At 63.5% G+C, this 17,165-nt stretch carries 18 protein-coding genes; 12 read left to right on the top strand and 6 right to left on the bottom strand.

The window, feature by feature from the left end; genetic code table 11:
* Positions 1 to 59 precede the first annotated feature (59 nt).
* Complete coding sequence (locus tag BDK61_RS15640) at positions 60 to 491, bottom strand: universal stress protein (RefSeq protein ID WP_004963716.1); 432 nt, start codon at positions 489 to 491, stop codon at positions 60 to 62.
* Between the two features lie 181 nt (positions 492 to 672).
* On the opposite strand from BDK61_RS15640, the gene BDK61_RS15635 reads away from it, so the two are divergent.
* From BDK61_RS15635 to BDK61_RS15610, 6 genes are all read left to right on the top strand, one after another.
* Positions 673 to 1,239: an HTH domain-containing protein gene (locus BDK61_RS15635; protein ID WP_121303700.1), complete on the top strand. Its 567-nt coding sequence runs from the start codon at positions 673 to 675 to the stop codon at positions 1,237 to 1,239.
* Positions 1,240 to 1,297: 58 nt separating this feature from the next.
* Positions 1,298 to 3,226: a threonine--tRNA ligase gene (thrS, locus tag BDK61_RS15630; protein WP_121303699.1), complete on the top strand. Its 1,929-nt coding sequence runs from the start codon at positions 1,298 to 1,300 to the stop codon at positions 3,224 to 3,226.
* A 68-nt stretch (positions 3,227 to 3,294) separates the two neighbouring features.
* Positions 3,295 to 3,750: an NUDIX hydrolase gene (locus tag BDK61_RS15625; protein ID WP_121303698.1), complete on the top strand. Its 456-nt coding sequence runs from the start codon at positions 3,295 to 3,297 to the stop codon at positions 3,748 to 3,750.
* 287 nt (positions 3,751 to 4,037) lie between these two features.
* Positions 4,038 to 5,045, top strand: coding sequence for a hypothetical protein (locus BDK61_RS15620; RefSeq protein ID WP_121303953.1), 1,008 nt, complete (start codon positions 4,038 to 4,040; stop codon positions 5,043 to 5,045).
* A 49-nt stretch (positions 5,046 to 5,094) separates the two neighbouring features.
* Positions 5,095 to 5,997 (top strand): diacylglycerol/lipid kinase family protein, encoded by a 903-nt coding sequence (locus tag BDK61_RS15615; RefSeq protein ID WP_208644676.1) that lies wholly within the window; start codon positions 5,095 to 5,097, stop codon positions 5,995 to 5,997.
* A 105-nt stretch (positions 5,998 to 6,102) separates the two neighbouring features.
* Positions 6,103 to 8,031 carry an SLC13 family permease gene (locus tag BDK61_RS15610; RefSeq protein WP_121303696.1) on the top strand — a complete coding sequence of 643 codons (1,929 nt, stop codon included), beginning with the start codon at positions 6,103 to 6,105 and terminating at the stop codon, positions 8,029 to 8,031.
* A gap of 19 nt (positions 8,032 to 8,050) precedes the next feature.
* On the opposite strand, the gene BDK61_RS15605 is transcribed toward BDK61_RS15610, so the two are convergent.
* Positions 8,051 to 8,917, bottom strand: coding sequence for a PspA/IM30 family protein (locus tag BDK61_RS15605; RefSeq protein ID WP_121303695.1), 867 nt, complete (start codon positions 8,915 to 8,917; stop codon positions 8,051 to 8,053).
* A 60-nt stretch (positions 8,918 to 8,977) separates the two neighbouring features.
* Between BDK61_RS15605 and BDK61_RS15600 the strand changes: the two genes are divergently transcribed.
* The 6 genes from BDK61_RS15600 to BDK61_RS15580 all read left to right on the top strand — a co-directional run bounded on the left by BDK61_RS15600 (position 8,978) and on the right by BDK61_RS15580 (position 13,101).
* Entirely contained in the window at positions 8,978 to 9,571 is a 594-nt protein-coding gene (locus tag BDK61_RS15600) for an alpha/beta hydrolase (RefSeq protein ID WP_121303694.1), read from the top strand.
* A gap of 134 nt (positions 9,572 to 9,705) precedes the next feature.
* Complete coding sequence (locus BDK61_RS23520) at positions 9,706 to 9,879, top strand: hypothetical protein (protein WP_004963694.1); 174 nt, start codon at positions 9,706 to 9,708, stop codon at positions 9,877 to 9,879.
* Positions 9,880 to 9,945: 66 nt separating this feature from the next.
* Entirely contained in the window at positions 9,946 to 10,137 is a 192-nt protein-coding gene (locus BDK61_RS15595) for a hypothetical protein (RefSeq protein WP_121303693.1), read from the top strand.
* Between the two features lie 77 nt (positions 10,138 to 10,214).
* Positions 10,215 to 11,876, top strand: coding sequence for a CTP synthase (locus BDK61_RS15590; protein WP_004963688.1), 1,662 nt, complete (start codon positions 10,215 to 10,217; stop codon positions 11,874 to 11,876).
* Positions 11,876 to 12,793 carry a glutamine-hydrolyzing GMP synthase gene (gene guaA, locus BDK61_RS15585; protein ID WP_004963685.1) on the top strand — a complete coding sequence of 306 codons (918 nt, stop codon included), beginning with the start codon at positions 11,876 to 11,878 and terminating at the stop codon, positions 12,791 to 12,793. The genes BDK61_RS15590 and guaA overlap by 1 nt, the downstream gene beginning before the upstream one ends.
* Positions 12,790 to 13,101, top strand: a complete 312-nt coding sequence (locus tag BDK61_RS15580; RefSeq protein WP_121303692.1) for a DUF7126 family protein — start codon at positions 12,790 to 12,792, stop codon at positions 13,099 to 13,101. Before guaA ends, BDK61_RS15580 begins: the two co-directional genes overlap by 4 nt.
* 23 nt (positions 13,102 to 13,124) lie before the next feature.
* Here the strand turns inward: BDK61_RS15580 and BDK61_RS15575 are convergent, their stop codons facing one another.
* From BDK61_RS15575 to BDK61_RS15560, 4 genes are all read right to left on the bottom strand, one after another.
* Positions 13,125 to 13,799 (bottom strand): MBL fold metallo-hydrolase, encoded by a 675-nt coding sequence (locus tag BDK61_RS15575; RefSeq protein ID WP_121303691.1) that lies wholly within the window; start codon positions 13,797 to 13,799, stop codon positions 13,125 to 13,127.
* A 69-nt stretch (positions 13,800 to 13,868) separates the two neighbouring features.
* A complete protein-coding gene (locus BDK61_RS15570; protein ID WP_244209814.1) occupies positions 13,869 to 14,981 on the bottom strand; it encodes a glutamate-cysteine ligase family protein in 1,113 nt (370 codons plus the stop codon).
* A gap of 230 nt (positions 14,982 to 15,211) precedes the next feature.
* The gene (locus BDK61_RS15565) at positions 15,212 to 16,036 is read right to left on the bottom strand and encodes an aldo/keto reductase (RefSeq protein WP_121303689.1); all 825 of its coding nucleotides are present in this window, start codon (positions 16,034 to 16,036) and stop codon (positions 15,212 to 15,214) included.
* A gap of 83 nt (positions 16,037 to 16,119) precedes the next feature.
* Positions 16,120 to 17,085, bottom strand: a complete 966-nt coding sequence (locus BDK61_RS15560; protein ID WP_121303688.1) for a WD40/YVTN/BNR-like repeat-containing protein — start codon at positions 17,083 to 17,085, stop codon at positions 16,120 to 16,122.
* Positions 17,086 to 17,165 lie beyond the last annotated feature (80 nt).

The following is a 17,165-nucleotide window of genomic DNA, read 5'->3' as shown; positions in this document are numbered from 1 at the left end:
TACCGGTAGTATAGCTGCTATCGAGCACGTCCGTCCCGCAACCGCCAGCGACACCTGGACTATTCGATGTGGACGACGAGAACGGGGACGGGCGCGCTCTGGACGACCCGTTCGGTGACACTCCCGAGATTGGCGACCCGGTCTCGTCCGGTTCGGCCGTGGGTCCCCATCACGATGACATCAATGTCTTCCTCCTCGGCGTAGTCGGTGATTGTCTTGTGGGGAATCCCTTCTGCCATGGTCGTGACGACTTCGACGCCGGCTTCCTCGCCGCCGACCACGATGTCGTCAAGCGCGACATCTCCCTCTTCCTCCAGCGACTGACGCACCTCGTCTTGATTGGCCTTGTCGGCCGCGACGTAGAGCCGCCTGTCCACGACGTACAGTCCATGGAGAGTCGCGTCGTTGTCACGCGCGATCGAGGTGGCGTGTGCGAGCGTCTCTGTCGTTCCCGAACTGCCGTCTGTGGCCACGAGCACCGAATCGTACATATCCGGCTTCTCATGCGAACCGTGCCCACATAGTACTCCCTATCACGCTGACACGGCCCGTGACTGTCCAGCCGACGGTGTAACCGTCGATTCAGTTTCCGTCGTTCAGTGTATAACTGTTCTAACCATTATTTGTCAACAAGAATACTTTTGCCAGTCCCTGCGCATTAACTTCTATACGATGCAGGGGAGCACGCAGCCAGATGATACACGGGCAGAACTGTACGTTCGTTCACTGCTGCCCGACGGGCACACGCAGCAACAGGCTGCGGTTATCGACCGAATTAAGGGGTTGTCGGACACTGATGTTTTGTCGGACTTTAGGGTTCAGGTCATTGGTCGGCAGATACCGTCCACACCAGCGGAGGCACGGACCGAACTGGGACTCTTCGCACTCAACCGGGTGAGCGTCTTTCAGGAATGGGCAAAACGCAACAAATGTTCACTCGAACCTGCGTTTCAGGTCCGGTCAGTTGACTCTGAGATGTCGGGGGAGCAGTACCGGGCGATCGTGTTCCCGGTCCAACTATTAGCCGAGTACACCGGGTCGGAACTCAGGTGCGTGACGCCGCATACGGCCGACGGGGAGACTGTCACTGTCATGGACCGGCTTACCATGCTTGAAGGCGAGGAAGAACTGGCGCTCTCATCGCTGGAGCGGGCAAGCGCAGCACGGCCACCGGCCCAGTCTGACCTGCCGGCGGCCGACACTGTCGATGAGGATTCGGACCCGCCGTTGCCAGAGTAACACCAGCGTCGCCCGCGTCTCAATACACTTATCCCCGGCCGCCGTCGTATCCTCGGATATGAGTACGGTCACGGTCACGCTGCCCGACGGGACCCCACTAGAGGTCGAACGCGGCAGCACGGTCGAGGATGTCGCCTACGAAATCGGGCCAGGGCTGGGTGACGACACGGTCGCCGGCGTTGTCGACGGCGACCTTGTCGACAAACACGCGCCGTTGACAGCGGACGTCGAACTCGAAATCGTCACCGAGAGCAGTGACGAGTATCTCGATGTGCTTCGTCACTCCGCTGCCCACGTCTTCGCACAGGCCCTGCAGCGCCTCTACTCCGACGCGAAGCTCACAATCGGGCCGTGGACCGACAACGGGTTCTACTACGACATCACCGGCGTCGACATCGACGAGGACGACCTCGAAGCCATCGAGGCCGAAGCCGAGGAGATCATCGAGGAGGACCTCGACATCGAACGCGAACTTGTCGACCGCGACGATGCCTTCGAGCGCTACGAGGACAATCAGTTCAAACAGGACATCCTCGAAACTGAGGCCGCGGACGACGAGGAGGTCTCTTTCTACACCCAGGGCGAGTTCGAGGACCTCTGTCAGGGCCCCCACGTCGAATCGACCGGCGAAATCGGCGGCTTCGCGCTGCTTGAAATCTCGGCGGCCTTCTGGCGCGGCGAGGAAGAGAACGAGACGCTGACTCGTGTGTACGGAACCGCCTTCCCGACGGAGGACGCGCTCGCTGAGTTCCTCGAACAGCGCCGCAAGGCCGAGGAGCGCGACCACCGCAAGATCGGCCAGGAAATGGACCTGTTCTCCATCGACGAGACGACCGGGCCGGGCCTGCCGCTGTACGAACCCAACGGCAAGAAGATCCTCAACGAACTCTCGGACTATGTTGCTGGCCTCAACCGTGACGCCGGCTACGACGAGGTCGAGACGCCCCACGTCTTCCGCACCGAACTCTGGAAGAAGTCGGGCCACTACGAGAACTACGTTGACGACATGTTCCTGCTCGATGTCAACGACGAGGAGTACGGCCTGAAGCCGATGAACTGTCCCGGCCACGCCACCATCTTCGAGCAGAATTCCTGGAGCTACCGGGACCTACCGGTGCGGTACTTCGAGGACGGGAAGGTGTACCGCAAAGAGCAGCGCGGCGAACTCTCCGGGCTCTCCCGGACCTGGGCCTTCACCATCGACGACGGCCACCTGTTCGTCCGCCCGGACCAGATTGAGGAGGAAGTGCTGGCGACGGTCGACATCATCCTCGATACGCTTGACACCTTCAATCTCGACTACACCGTCCAGTTCGCCACCCGGCCCGAGAAGTCCGTCGGCGGCGACGAGATCTGGGAGAAAGCCGAATCCCAGCTTGAATCTGTCCTTGAGGAGCAGGACATCGACTACGTCGTTGAGGAGGGCGACGGTGCCTTCTACGGCCCGAAGATCGACTTTGCCTTCGAGGACGCGCTCGGTCGCCACTGGGACGGCCCGACCGTTCAGCTGGACTTCAATATGCCCGAGCGGTTCGACCTCTCCTACACCGGTGAGGACAACGAGGAGCACCGCCCGGTGATGATCCACCGCGCGCTGTATGGCTCCTACGAACGGTTCTTCATGGTGCTGACCGAGCACTACAACGGGAAGTTCCCGCCGTGGCTCGCCCCCGAACAGATCCGTCTGCTGCCAGTCAGCGACGACAACATCGCCTACTGCGAGGAGATTCAGGATGAACTCGATGACTTCCGGGTCACTATCGAGGACCGTTCCTGGACTGTCGGCAAGAAGATTCAGCAGGCCCACGACGACCGCGTTCCCTACATGTGTGTCATCGGCGACAACGAGGAGGAAGCGGGGACCATCTCGGTTCGTGACCGCAAGGAACGCGAGGAGAAGGACATCGACATCGCCGAGTTCCGCGACCACCTCGAAACCGAGGTTGAGCAGCAGCGAACCGCTGTGACGTTCCTCGCCGGACGGTAGCTCTGAACCGGTCCCTGTTCGCCGCGTTTGCTCTATTAGACGGAAACTACTAATGTGGTTGTCTCGCGATGGTTGAGTTCCACGTGTCGAAACCAACCGTCAACCCAACGACCAGTGACCCCGTGACCGGTGGCCGCCTCCGTTCCGGCGCAAAAGCCCTCATCCGGTCGTCGGATCTGGTCCTGCTGGTCAAAGAGCACCACGCCGACGGAACGCCGTTCTGGACGCTCCCCGGTGGCGGGATTCAGGCAGGTGAGGACGACCGGGAGGCGCTCGAACGCGAACTCGCCGAGGAACTTGGTTGTCGGAGTGTGATCCGCGGACCGGTAGCGACCGTCTACTACGCTCACCACAGTTGCTCGCAGACACTCTCAGCCTATCGTGTGTTCGGGTGTCAGTTGCTGGATCAACCCACTCCGAACGCCGCGGAGGGGATTCAGACCGCTCGTTGGGTCCGGCCGGAATCGCCGCCGGCACAGACGCTGCCGCAAGTCCGGTGGGTACTGCGGACCCACTACTGGTGACTGACGTCAAGACGACGAGCCGAACGCGGTGGCATTCCGGACCGAGGCAGTCGAGACGCAGGTGTGCGTCCGGGCACGTCGGTCACCGTCCCGGTGCTGTTTACACCAACGTCGCAGGGAGTGAAATCTGGGTCGCTGGAACTGACGACGGACGACACTGACGACAACTGACGACGACTGACTGGCCTATTCAGGGGTGACGTTGCCCCGACCGGGGGCTTTTTTGCCTGGCAGGAGTCCGGGACGGTGTGCCATCCCCCTCTGCTGGGAGCCAGTCGAGCGACACCATGCGAAAGCGCGCCGCCGGTGACACCCGGCTCCTCTGGCTCCTCCTCGATGCGAACCGCTGGCTCGTCACCACCCTCCTCTCGGCTGTCCTGTTCTGTGGGCTTCTCGCCGTCGGGCTTTTGCATCCCGAACCGGCCATGACGCTGTTGACTCGTGGCGACCCGGTTGAAACGCTGTTTCAGGCGCTGATTACGGGGACTGTAACCGCCGTTACGCTGGTCCTGACACTGAATCAGCTCGTCCTGTCTCAGGAGCTCGGTGCGGTGGGCGATCAGCGCGAGCGGATGGACGGGGCGATGCAGTTCCGCGCCGACGTTGCTGACGCCGTCGACACGGCAGTCAGTCCGGCAGCGCCCTCGGCGTTCCTCCGGTCGCTGGTTCGCGGGACCTCCGAACGGGCCAAGAACACCCAGAACGCTGTCGACGAGACGGCACTCGATGACGACCTGACGGCGTTGCTGTCGAACTATCTGGAGGATGTGCGAACAAACGCCGACAGCGTTACCGACCAGCTTGAGGGCGGGACCTTCGGCGAGTTCGATGTCGTCAAGGCCGCGCTGAACTACAACTACTCCTGGAAGCTGTATGCCGGTCGACGTATCCGTGAAGCGTACGCCGACGAACTCACTGACGAGATCGACGACTCGCTTGCGGAACTCGTCGAGACGCTCGAACTGTTCGGCCCGGCCCGGGAACACTTCAAGACGCTGTATTTCCAGTGGGAACTGTCCGACCTCTCCCGGACACTGCTCTACGTCGCTATCCCGGCGCTTACCGTCGCAATCACCTCGTTGTTGTTCCTCGATGTGCAGGATTTCGTCGGCGTCACAGCCGGCGTCCCCGACGCGTTGTGGTTCCTCGCCGTGACGACGACAGCATCCCTGCTTCCGTTCACAGTCCTGATATCGTACATCCTCCGTATTGTCACGATAACCAAACGAACGCTCGCAATCGGCCCGTTCATTCTCCGCGAGACGAACCGGAGTGTCGACGTCGACTGGGAGTGACGCCGGCACATCACCACGGTATAAGTGCCGGTCCGGACTCGCTATGATTATGCAGATTGGTTCGCGTCGGTGTATCCTCAACCCCGTCAGCGGCGACGGCGAGCACGCCGACTACGTTCCGCGGCTGATGGAGGCACGCGGGTTCGAGGTGTACGAAACTCAGGCGGCGGGCGACGCGGTCGAACTCGGCCGCGAGGCCGGGCGGGCTGAGGCCTCTGAGGTCGCCGTCTGTGGCGGCGACGGGACGGTGAACGAGGTTGTCCGCGGACTCAACGACGCCGGCCACCTCGACTCGGTGACGCTGAGCGTCATCCCGGCCGGGACGGCGAACCTTCTGGCCGGGAACATCGGCGTCACAGACATCCAACACGGTGTCGAAATCGCCGATATCGGAGAGACGCGACCGGTCGACGTGGGCGTCGCCGACGAGGAGCCGTTTCTCGTCTCCTGTATCGCCGGCCTCCCCGCCGACGCCAGCGTTTCGACTCCGGGCGACCTCAAAGAGCGGTTCGGCACGCTGGCGTTTCTGCTCACCGGCGCACAGGAGGCGCTTCGTTTCGACGGGCTCGATATCACCATCGCGGCTGTCGGGGAGGATGGACCGTTCACCTGGTCCGGCGAGGCCACCTGCCTGCTGGTGGGCAACGCCCGCAAGTTCGTCGCCGAAGGTGGGCAAGCAAACATGGAAGACGGCCTGCTCGACGTGGCTATCGTTGAACAGATGCCAACAGGGAACCTCGTCGCGGAGGCCATCGGCCAGCGACTACTGGCGCTTGATACCGACGGCGTGACCCACGTTCGAGCGGACGAGATTACTATCGCCGGACACGGCAAGGAACTCACGTTCAGTCGCGACGGCGAACTCAGCACACACGAGACGCTGTCGCTGTCGGTGCGTGAGACCACACTGACGCTGCGAGTCGGGCCGGGCTACGAGCCGGACCCAGTGTGACGAGACGGCGCGACCGACGGGCAGTGGTGAGTGAGCCGCGTCCGCTTGCGAAATTCCCTGATAGCGCCCCGGATGTTTTTATCGCCGTCCGTCGAGGGAACTGGTATGCCCTCGCTCTCGATGGGCGCGCTCGTGGTCTTCGCGCTCGTCGTTGCCGCCCTGACGCTGTTCGTCACCGAGTGGCTCTCGCCTGATATGACGGCCATCGCTGTCCTCGTCGCGCTGGTCGTGCTGGAACCGTACACCGGCGTCCCGGCGCGGACAGCTATCGAAGGGTTCGCCAGCCCGGCGGTGGTTACCATCGTCGCGATGTACATCCTCAGCGCCGGTGTCGAATCGGCCGGCGTTGTCGACTGGCTGGCCGGACGGCTCGCGGCGCTGACGGGCGGCGACGAACGGCGTCTGCTGACCGCCATCGTCGGCACGACGGGCGTCAGCGCGGGCTTCGTCAACAACACGCCGGTTGTCGCCGTCTTCATCCCGCTGGTCACCGGCCTCTCGGAACGGTACGGTATCTCGCCGTCGAACCTGCTGTTGCCGCTCTCTTTCGCCGCGATGCTCGGTGGGACGCTCACGCTGGTCGGCACCGCGACAAACCTGCTCGCGAGCGACCTCTCGGCGCAGTTGCTCGGCCGGCCGTTCTCCATGTTCACGCTGACGCCTGTCGGTGTCGTCGTCCTCGCTGTCGGCGTGGGCTACCTGCTGACGGTGGGTCGGGCGCTCGTCCCCGAACGGGTCCATCCCGCGGCCGACTTCACTGAGGAGTTCGAGATGGACCGCCATCTGGCGCAGTTACGGGTTCGCGAGGCGTCCCCACTGGTCGGGCTGACGGTTCGAGAAGCGCTCGAAGGCAGCGTCTCCGACGACGCAGTCGAGGCGGTCGTTGACGTGGTCGACGCGGGGGAGTCACTGCCGACCGAGGCCACCGTCGAACAGGTCCTCGCCGTGAGTGGCCCGCTTGACGTCGACGTGCTCCAGATCGACCGCGACGGCGAGTCGTTCTTTGCGACAGCCACCGACCGCCCGCTCGAACCTGGCGACGTGCTGACGGTCCGTGGCAACCGCCAAGCTGTCAACCAACTCGCTCAGACGCTTGACCTTCGGGACCTCGCCCGTGAGTCTGTTACGGCGGACTTGCTGGCGGAAAGCGGGCACCCGGGCGTCCTCGCGGAGGCCGTCATCGACAGGGAGTCGCGGCTCCGCGGGCGAACGCTTGCCGACGTGCAACTCCGCAGTCGATTCGACGTGACGGTCCTCGCTGTCCGCCGCGGCGACGAGGTCATTCACGAGGATCTCACGGCGGTCGAACTGTCCGCTGGCGACTTACTCTTACTCCAGACGCCCCTTGACAAGATGGGGCACCTCCAGGACGAGGGCTACCTGACCCTGACCGAGGGCCCACCGGAGCTGTTCGATGCGCTTGAGGGCGGCCCACCCTCGCTTGACGCCGCTGCGGCGGTCCCGCTTGCGACCCTGCTCGCCGTCATCGCGCTCGCAGCGCTGGACCTGCTGCCCATCTATATTGCCGCGCTGGGTGGCGTCGTCGCCACGGTCGCCACCGGCACACTGAGCGCCTCGAAGGCCTACGATGCGGTGAGCTGGAACGTCGTGTTCCTGCTCGCCGGCCTGCTCCCCCTGGGCCAGGCGATGCAGGCCACCGGCGGAGCCGCGTTCGTCGGCGGGCTCCTTGTCGACGCCGCCGGCGTCCTCCCGCCGCTCGCGCTGCTAGCGCTGGTGTATCTCCTGACTGCTGTCCTCGCCAGCGCCATCACCCCGGCCGCGACCGTCGTGTTGATGATCCCGATTGCCGTCGCCACTGCCACGGAGATCGGCGCTTCTGGGTTCCCGTTCCTCGTCGCCGTGACGTTCGCGGTCGCGACGGCCTTCCTGACACCCATCGGCTACCAGACGAACCTGATGGTGTACGGTCCCGGCGGCTACCGCTTCACTGACTTCGCGCGCGTCGGCGGACCGCTACAGCTGCTTCTGTGTGCCGTGACGTCGCTCTCGGTGTCGGTCGTCTGGCCGCTGTAAAAGTCCCGCGTTGCCGGCGTTACTGCTCGTCTTCTTTCAGCTCGTCCAGCTCCGACTCAACCTCGCTCTCGTCGACGTCGACCTGCGTACTCTCGTCGACGTCGACCTGCGTACTCTCGTCGGCGAGTTCCTGTTCCAGTTCGGTTTCGGAGACATCTGCGTCGCTCGACCCGCTGTCGCCGTCCTCGGCTTTCCCCATCTCGGCTTTTAGCGTGTCGAGTTCGGCGTCGACTGACCCTTTCTGTCGGACTTCCTCAAGCTCCCGCTCCAGTGAACTCTCGTCCGATATCTGACTTTCGAGGACGCCGTCCTCGCGGAGTTCGTCCATCGCCTGCGAACGGGCTTCCATGTCCTCGGTTCGTTCCTCCGCGCGCTCGATAGCCTGATTGATATCCTGCATCTCGTCGCCCGCGCCGGTCATCGCTTCGTTGACGCGCGCCGACGCCTTGGCGGCCTCGTGGCGAGCCTTCATCGTCTCCTTCTTCGTCCGGAACTGCTCGATCTGTTTCTGGAGTTCGTCTTTCTGCTCGACCAGCTGGTCCTGCTGGCTCTGTAAGTCCTGTATCTGGCCTTCCAGGTCCTCGATCTGACTCATTTTCTGCTTTTTCTTTTCCAGCGCCTGGCGGGCGAGGTCTTCGCGGTCCTGCTCGACGGCCTGGCGCGCCTGTTCGTTGTGCTTCTCGACGTTTTCTTCGAGACGGCGCTTCTGTATCTCCAGTCGCTTCTTCTGGGTCGTCAGGTCCGCAATGCCCTGCTTGACGTCCTGCAGTTCGTCACGCAACTGCTCGTAGCTGTAGTCGAGGGTCTCTGTCGGGTCCTCCGCTCGGTTCAGGACGGCGTTGAGCTTGGAGCGGATGACGTACGACGCGCGCGAGAGGATTCCCATGTATGCGCATTGGTCTCTCCAACCTTAAATTTCTTACAGAGGGCTGGCGAGTGAACACGTATGACTACCGTCGGGATACCGGGTGGGCGAGACGTCACCGCGTCGCTTGACCGGCCAGCATCGGACACCGTCATCGTTGCGTGCCCGCCCCACCCGCAGTACGGCGGCTCCCGGTCTGACAGCCGGCTCAAGGCGGTCAGCGACGCGCTGGCCCCCGACATCAGCTGTCTCCGGTTCGACTACGGCGCGTGGGACGAGGGCCGTGGCGAGCGGGCCGACGCCGAGAACGCGCTGGCGTGGGCCGACGAGCGCTACGACGCAGTTGGCCTGTTTGGCTACAGTTTTGGCGCGGCTGTGGCGCTCTGTACGGCCGCTGCACACGACACTGCGGCCGACCCGGCGGCCGTGTCAGTGCTCGCCCCACCGGCCGGCGTGACCGCGCATCTCGATGCGGCCGCTGCGCTTGACGCCATCGACTGCCCGGTACAGGTCGTGGTCGGGGAGCGCGATGCGACAGTCGACTGGGAACCGGTCGTTGACCGGGCTACCGAGCTGGGCCAGACGGTTGAGCGCCTGCCAGCCGACCACCATTTCGTCGGGCAGAGCGGCCGTATCGGCGAGACGGTTGGGCCGTTTCTCCGCGACCACCTGTAGCTGCTGGGAACCCGGTATTCAGAGTCCGTAGTCGATTCCTGTCGCCGGTTCAGTACCAAGTGAAAGTATAGCTCAGCCCCACACCTGCTGGACAGTATCGAAAGACAGAGGCGCTGTCGGCTCGACCTCATACTATGGACCGTCCGCTCTCGTTCGCTGCCGTGTCGTTTCTCGCCACGCTGGTGACGCTGTTAGTACTGATGCAGACGGCACTCGTCGCGGGCGGGCCGCTCCGGGCACTCGTGCTCGCCTCGGTTGGTGCCATCGGGACGTACTTCGCCATCCGGTCCGGCGTCCTCAAGTCCTGACCGTCGCCGAACCTCCCCACCAATACCGAAGATACATTTATACTATATAACAATAAATAATGTTGTATGTCAACGCGAACCGGAGCGTCGGTGTCTCACTCGACGCGGCACGGCGTCGTCTCGCTTCTGGGGGGGTTCATCGCCGGGTACCTGTTGTTTATCGCCATCGGCTCCAGTCCCAGTGATGCGGTGTTTTCGGCGCTGTCACTTGCCGCGCTCGTAGCTGCGTGGCGCGTCCTCACGCAGCCCTCACTGTAGCCGCGTTGACACTGCGACGGGGTGGCGAACAGTGCGCGCTCCGAAACCGTTTAGACTACGCGGGGTTCACCGTCGGTATGCCGACCGAACCCGAAACGGACTACGACCCGGAACTGGGTCGGAAGTTCATCTTCGTCACCGGTGGCGTGATGTCTGGCCTGGGGAAGGGCATCACTGCCGCCAGCACAGGTAGATTACTCAAAAACGCCGGGTTCGACGTTACAGCGGTCAAGATTGACCCGTATCTGAACGTCGACGCCGGTACGATGAATCCCTTCCAGCACGGCGAGGTGTACGTGCTCAAAGACGGCGGGGAGGTCGACCTCGACCTGGGGAACTACGAGCGGTTCCTCGACATCGACATGACCTTCGACCACAACGTCACCACGGGGAAGACTTACCAGCACGTCATCGAGAAGGAGCGGTCCGGCGACTACCTCGGTCGCACGGTCCAGATTATCCCGCATATCACCGACGACATCAAGCGCCGTATCCGCGAGGCCGCCGAAGGCAACGACGTCTGTATCATCGAAGTCGGCGGCACGGTCGGGGACATCGAAGGGATGCCGTATCTCGAAGCGCTCCGGCAGTTCGCCCACGAAGAGGACGAGGACGATATTCTCTTTACCCACGTCACGCTCGTCCCATACTCGAAAAACGGCGAGCAAAAGACCAAGCCGACCCAACACTCCGTGAAGGAACTGCGCTCTATCGGTCTTCAGCCCGACATTCTGGTCGGCCGCTGCTCGGACAAACTCGATATCGACACCAAGGAGAAGATCGGGTTGTTCTGTGACGTGCCGACGGAAGCCGTCTTCTCGAACCCCGATGTCGACGACATCTACCACGTCCCGCTGATGGTCGAGGAGGAAGGACTCGACCAGTACGTGATGGAAGAACTCGACATCGCCTCGGAGGCACTGCCCGAAGACGAGCGGGAGAACCGCTGGCGCGACCTCGTCACCCAGAACACAGAGGGCGAGGTCGAAGTCGCGCTCGTCGGCAAGTACGACCTCGAAGACGCCTACATGTCCGTCCACGAGGCGCTGAAACACGCCGGCCTTGAGAAAAACGTCGACGTGAACGTCCGGTGGGTCAACTCCGAGAAGATGAATGACCACCACGCAGACCGGATGCGCGAGGCCGACGCCATCGTCGTGCCGGGCGGCTTCGGTGCCCGCGGCACGGAGGGCAAAATCGAGGCGATCCGGTACGCCCGCGAGAATGACATTCCGTTCCTCGGCCTGTGTCTCGGCTTTCAGATGGCTGTTGTCGAGTACGCCCGCAACGTACTGGACCTTGACGATGCCCACTCGGCGGAACTGGAGGAAGATACGCCACATCCCGTCATCGACATCCTCCCCGAGCAGTACGAGATCGAGGACATGGGCGGGACGATGCGGCTGGGTGCCCATGAAACTGAAATCAACGCGAACACGCTCGCCGCGACGCTGTACGGCGGCGAGTCCTGTACCGAACGGCACCGCCACCGATACGAGGTTAACCCCGAGTACATCGACGACCTCGAAGCCGCTGGGCTGAAGTTCTCCGGCCGCGCCGGGAATCGTATGGAGATACTCGAACTCGGACCCGAGGACCACCCGTACTTCATCGGGACGCAGTTCCATCCGGAGTTCCGCTCCCGACCGACGCGTGCCAGCCCGCCGTTTGTTGGACTGCTCGAAGCGGTCCTCGGCGACGACCCCCACACTGCGACGACTGAGGAGGTGAGCCACTGATGGTGAACGTTGACGAGTTCATTGAGGAGGCGAAAGCCGAAATCGCCGAGGAGATCGGGGACAAGCACGCCGTCATCGGGCTCTCCGGCGGTGTCGACTCCTCGACGGCCGCCGCGCTGGCTTACGAGGCTATCGGCGACCAGCTCACCGCCGTGTACGTCGACACCGGGCTGATGCGGAAAGGCGAGACCGACGAGATCCGCGAGACGTTCGATTACATGGACTCGCTGCGCATCGTCGAGGCGCAGGACCGCTTCCTCGACGAACTCGAAGGCGAGACCGACCCCGAAGAGAAACGCCACATCATCGGCGAGCAGTTCATCCGGGAGTTCGAGACGGTCGCCCGCGAGGTTGACGCCGACTACCTGGTGCAGGGGACCATCTACCCCGACCGCATCGAGAGTGAGGGAACCATCAAGTCCCACCACAACGTCGGCGGTCTCCCCGAGCGCATCGACTTCGACGGCATTGTCGAGCCGATGCGGGACCTCTACAAGGACGAGGTCCGCGAGGTCGCCCGCGCGCTTGACCTCGAAGAGATCATCTCTGAACGGATGCCGTTCCCCGGTCCCGGGCTTGCCGTCCGAATCATCGGGGAAGTGACCGAGGAGAAACTGGCGGTGGCCCGCGAGGCCAACCACGTCGTCGAAGAGGAACTGGAGGAGTACGAGCCGTGGCAGGCGCTCGCTGCCGTCATCGGCAAAGCGACGGGTGTCAAAGGCGATAACCGCGTCCACGGCTGGGTCGTCGCCGTCCGCTCCGTTGAGAGCCGGGACGGCATGACCGCCCGCGCACAGGAACTCGACTGGGACACGCTCCAGCGTATGCAGTCGCGCATCACCGGGGCCCACGAGAACGTCGCCCGCGTCGTCTACGACGTGACCCACAAACCGCCGGCGACAATCGAGTACGAATGAACGTCGTCCTCGTCGGTACAGACCCTAACGGACTCACGGACGCGCTCGAAGCTGAAGGACACACCGTGACGGTTGCCGATGTCGGTAACCGGCCCGGGCTGGAAGAGGCCGGCATCCACGAGGCGGACGTATACCTGCTGACCGAGATGTCACAGGCGACCTCCATCGCCGTTGCCAAGGACCTCAACCCCGACCTCCGGGTTGTCGTCTACGCAGAGGGCTCCCTGCCCGACTTCGCCAGCCGACAGACGGACCTCGTCGTCGACCCGGACTTGCTCAGCTCCGACGCGGTCGCCGAGGAACTGTAGCACAGTCCCACGCCGGCTTTCTCTTACAACGTCGCCGCAAGTCGGGCCAGTCGCTCAGAGCCGTTTTTTTCGAATGGAACGCCGTGGCCCGGGACGGCGATGTCAAAGTCAGGCGCACGCTCGGCGAACTCACTGATACTCCGGGTGACGGCGTCGGTATCGTAACTCAACAGCCACGGCGAAGGTTCGAAGCGGCCGCTGTCCTCACGGACGAGGTCACCCAGCAGTCCCAGTGACAGCGACTCGCTGACGTAGCAGACGTGCCCCGGCGTGTGACCGGGGGTGTGATAGGTGGTGAAACTCCCGACGGTATCGCCGTCGGCCAGGGAGACAACGTCGTTGTCCGGCGCGTCGACGAACGGTGAGACGAGCCGCTGGAACGCACCCTTGTGGTTTCCCAGCGGCGGCGACCGCTCACCGGTGACCAGCGGCGCGTCCCGCTTGCCGACGTAGATGGGCACGTCGATGCCGTCGAAGGCGGTCAGTCCACCGACGTGGTCGAGATCGAAGTGTGTAAGCAGAATGCGGTCCAGATTCCGGAGCTCGTAGCCGGCATTGCTCAGGCCGGCGATGAGTTCGTTGCCGTGCCAGGGCAGCCCCGTGTCCACGAGCGTGAGTGCGCCGTCGTCGTCGACGAGCGTCGCGTTGACGCCCGTGAGATCGTACCACCAGATATCATCGGCGAGCGCCGTCACCATAGCGCGGGGTTGGTGTGGCGATTCCTAAACCCTTGGTCACTGCTCCGTTTCGGTGAGCCGGCTCCGGTTCTAATCGAGTGCGACCGGCGCAGCCTGTCGCACATCGTCCTGCAGCCGGTCGGCGTGGTCGAGCCGAATCTCGCGGGCATCACGGGGTGTGACCGGTTCCGGTCTGTCGAACGTCGGCGCGACCGGTTCGTACGCGTCCACGTCGAATCCCATCCGGTCGAGATACGACCGAACGCTATCGCAGGTGGCCCCGTCCCGGATAGCGTCGTTCGCGTATGCAAGGACAGCGTCGAACTCCGGGAGCACGATTTTGTCGTCGGTAACGCGGCCCGTCTCACCCTCGATACGCACCTCGGTTCCCCTGAGGTGGTCCATGAGAGACGCTACGGCGTCGGCGAGTTGCAGGACCTGACTCGGGAGTGCAGCGTCGGGCGACCGCCACTCGACGGTGCCGAACTCGGCCCGAAGCTGGACTGGCGTCCAGATAGCGCTTTCGGGCTCGAAGTTCGCTGCGACAGTCCGGCGGTCGACACCAGCGTCGACAGCCGCGGTCACAAACTCATCGTAGCGCCGTTCGAGCCGGCGGTCCCACTCCGCAGTGTCGTTGAGATACGACCACAGCCAGCCCTGGTGTGGCACCGAGTTGTACGCCATCCAGCGGTACAGTTTCGAGCGCGCACTGTCGGCCAGCCGCCGGCCGCGGAAATACGGCGAGGACGAGACGAGCGCTAGCGCGGGGTCAATGGCAATCAGCGTATTCAACTGGTCGATTTCCCGCCCCGACTGCTGTTCGATGTGGATGTGCGTGCCGGCACAGTGGCGGACGTACTCGAAATCATCGCCGACGACACAGTTTTGAATCCGGGTCCGGTCGCACGGAATCTCCTGAATCTCGTCAGCGTTGACCGGGGTCGAAAGCGGCACGAGCCGTTTCCCGAGGTCGTCGGCCCGCCGCAGCACGGCTCCGAGTCGGTCAAGGAGTTCCTCGCGCAGTTCTGTAGCTGTCTCACACGGCGTCGTCTTGACCTCCAGCAGGGGCTCGACGAACTCTCGCTCCGCCCCTGGGGTTGCGTTGACGAGCGCCCCCGGTTCGACCAGCCGGCCCGCGTCGTCGATGACCCAGTACTCCACTTCGATGCTTCGTCGTATCGGTTCAGATTCGTGTACTGACACAGTGGCCTCGCTGTGAGTTCAGCGGTGTGTTCCCGCGCCGGGATTCAGTGGTAACACACCACACGAAAGCTGCGACCAGATGGTTAATGATAGTTGTGTGATTAGTAATATTTGCCACATCAAGCGCCACGGTTGCGGGGATAACCGGTATAAAATACGTCATACGTGCCACGACTCCACCGAAACATCTCCTATGTAGAGATATCTGTCGGGTCGAAACGGAACGCCGCTCAGAACGGCAACTGCGACCGAACGAACTGCACGCCGGTCTTGACCTTCGACGGGTCCCGAATCCGTTCCATCTCCGCGTCGGTGAGTTCGAAATCGAAGACCGCCAGGTTCGCTTCCAGATGCTCGCGGCTGGATGCCTTCGGAATCGCTGCCACGCCGTCCTGCTGAACCAGCCACCGGAGCGCGACCTGCGCCGGGGATTTCCCGTATTTGTTTCCGATCTGGACGAGCGCGGGGTCGTCAAGGACGCCGCCGCGGGCCAACGGGCTATACGCGGTCAGGAGCACGTCGTGGATGCGACAGTAATCCAGCAGTTTCCGCTGGTCCCAGTAGGGGTGGTACTGTACCTGATCGGTGAAGATAGGGGCCGAGGAGATGTCCCGCGCCCTGTCTAGCAGCGACGGCGAGAAGTTACTGACGCCGATATGTCGAACCAGCCCCTCTTCGACGAGGTCGTTCATCGCACCGAGCGTCTCCGATAGTGACGCCATCCACGGCGTGTTCGGCCAGTGGATGAGCAGGAGGTCCAGATAGTCCGTTCCCAGTTTGTTCAGGCTCTCCCGCGTCGACCGGCGGACGCTCCGCTCGTCGCGGTTGGACCCGTCGAGCTTTGTCGTCAGAAACACGTCTTCGCGGTCGACCGCGGCGGCATCCATCCCCAGCCCGACCTGCCGCTCGTTGCCATACGCCTGTGCGGTGTCGATGTGGCGATAGCCCATCCCCAGAGCTGTTTCGACGGTTTCACGGCAGGACTGGCCGGTGAGCTGCCACGTCCCGAGGCCGAGTGCGGGGACCGACGTTCCCTGAATCTGAATATCGTCCATGCACGGTGTTGGAGGGGACCGGTGAAAAGTCAGTGGCTCCGGCGCACCGCGGTCTCGAACCGGCCTGCGCTACTGTACCGTCGCTACTGCTCCAGGATAGTTCCGCCCGAACCGACCGCGATGTCGGTGCCGCCGCGGACGACGGCCGTCAGGTTCTCGCCGGCGGGCGTCTCATCCGGGGTCCAGTCGCCACCGCCGAGGGCGTACACCTTGCCACCGCCACCGACTGTGTAGCCGGTGCTGTCGTCGTCGGTGACCTCGATGTCTCGCAGGCCGGCATCGCCTGTGTCGGTCGGCGTCCATTCAGAGCCGTTCCAGTGGAACACCATACCGCCACCGCCGGAGACCCACACGTTGTCCGGGCCGTCGGAGTCGACGCCGTAGAAGTTGACGTTGGCGTCGGCGAGGCCGATCTTGTCCCACGTCGACCCGTCATCGGTGACGAAGACGCTCTTGTTGCCGTCGACGATATGGCCCGAGCGGACCCCGTGGAAGTCGACAGCATTGATGGCTGACCCGGACCCGGGCGTGGTGTAGTCCCACGTCTCACTCGCGCCGTTCTCGAAGCTGTAGTACATCTTGCCGGAGTCGCCGGCGACGTAGACGTTTGCCTCGCCGGCGCTGCCGGTCACGGACACGTCGTTGAAGTTGTTGGTGACATCCATCGGAGCGCTGTGGTTGGTAAGCACGCCCGACTCCACGTCGTACTCGCCGATAGCGCCCGAGGCACCGACGAACCAGAGGGCCTTGGCGTCGTCGGTCACGTCGGCCCCGTAGAGGCTGTTGCCGTTGCCGGTCGGGCCGCCGCCGATGACCTTCTGCCAGCCTGTGCTGGTTCGTTCGAGGACGATACCGCCACCCGCCACCGCGTACGCACCGGCCGCGGTGAACTCGACATCGTGGAGGGTGTTCCCGGTCGGGGACTCGACGGACTCCCAGGGACCGGCCGCCGCAACTGTCCCGGAGAGGGCCGCCCCACCCAGTGCAGCTGCAGCTGTCGCGCCGATACCCTTGAGCACGCCGCGTCGTGTCGCGTTGCGATCGGACATGACACCCGGTTCTGTGGACTGTCTCCACTTCAATGGGCGGCGCAGTTAACGACCTTTCACGGCGATTTATCCGTTTAAAC

It is taken from the genome of Haloarcula quadrata (assembly GCF_003634715.1).
GTDB classification, from domain to species: domain Archaea; phylum Halobacteriota; class Halobacteria; order Halobacteriales; family Haloarculaceae; genus Haloarcula; species Haloarcula marismortui.
The sequence above is the reverse complement of the archived record's forward strand: the minus strand, read 5'-3'. Positions and strand labels throughout refer to the sequence as shown.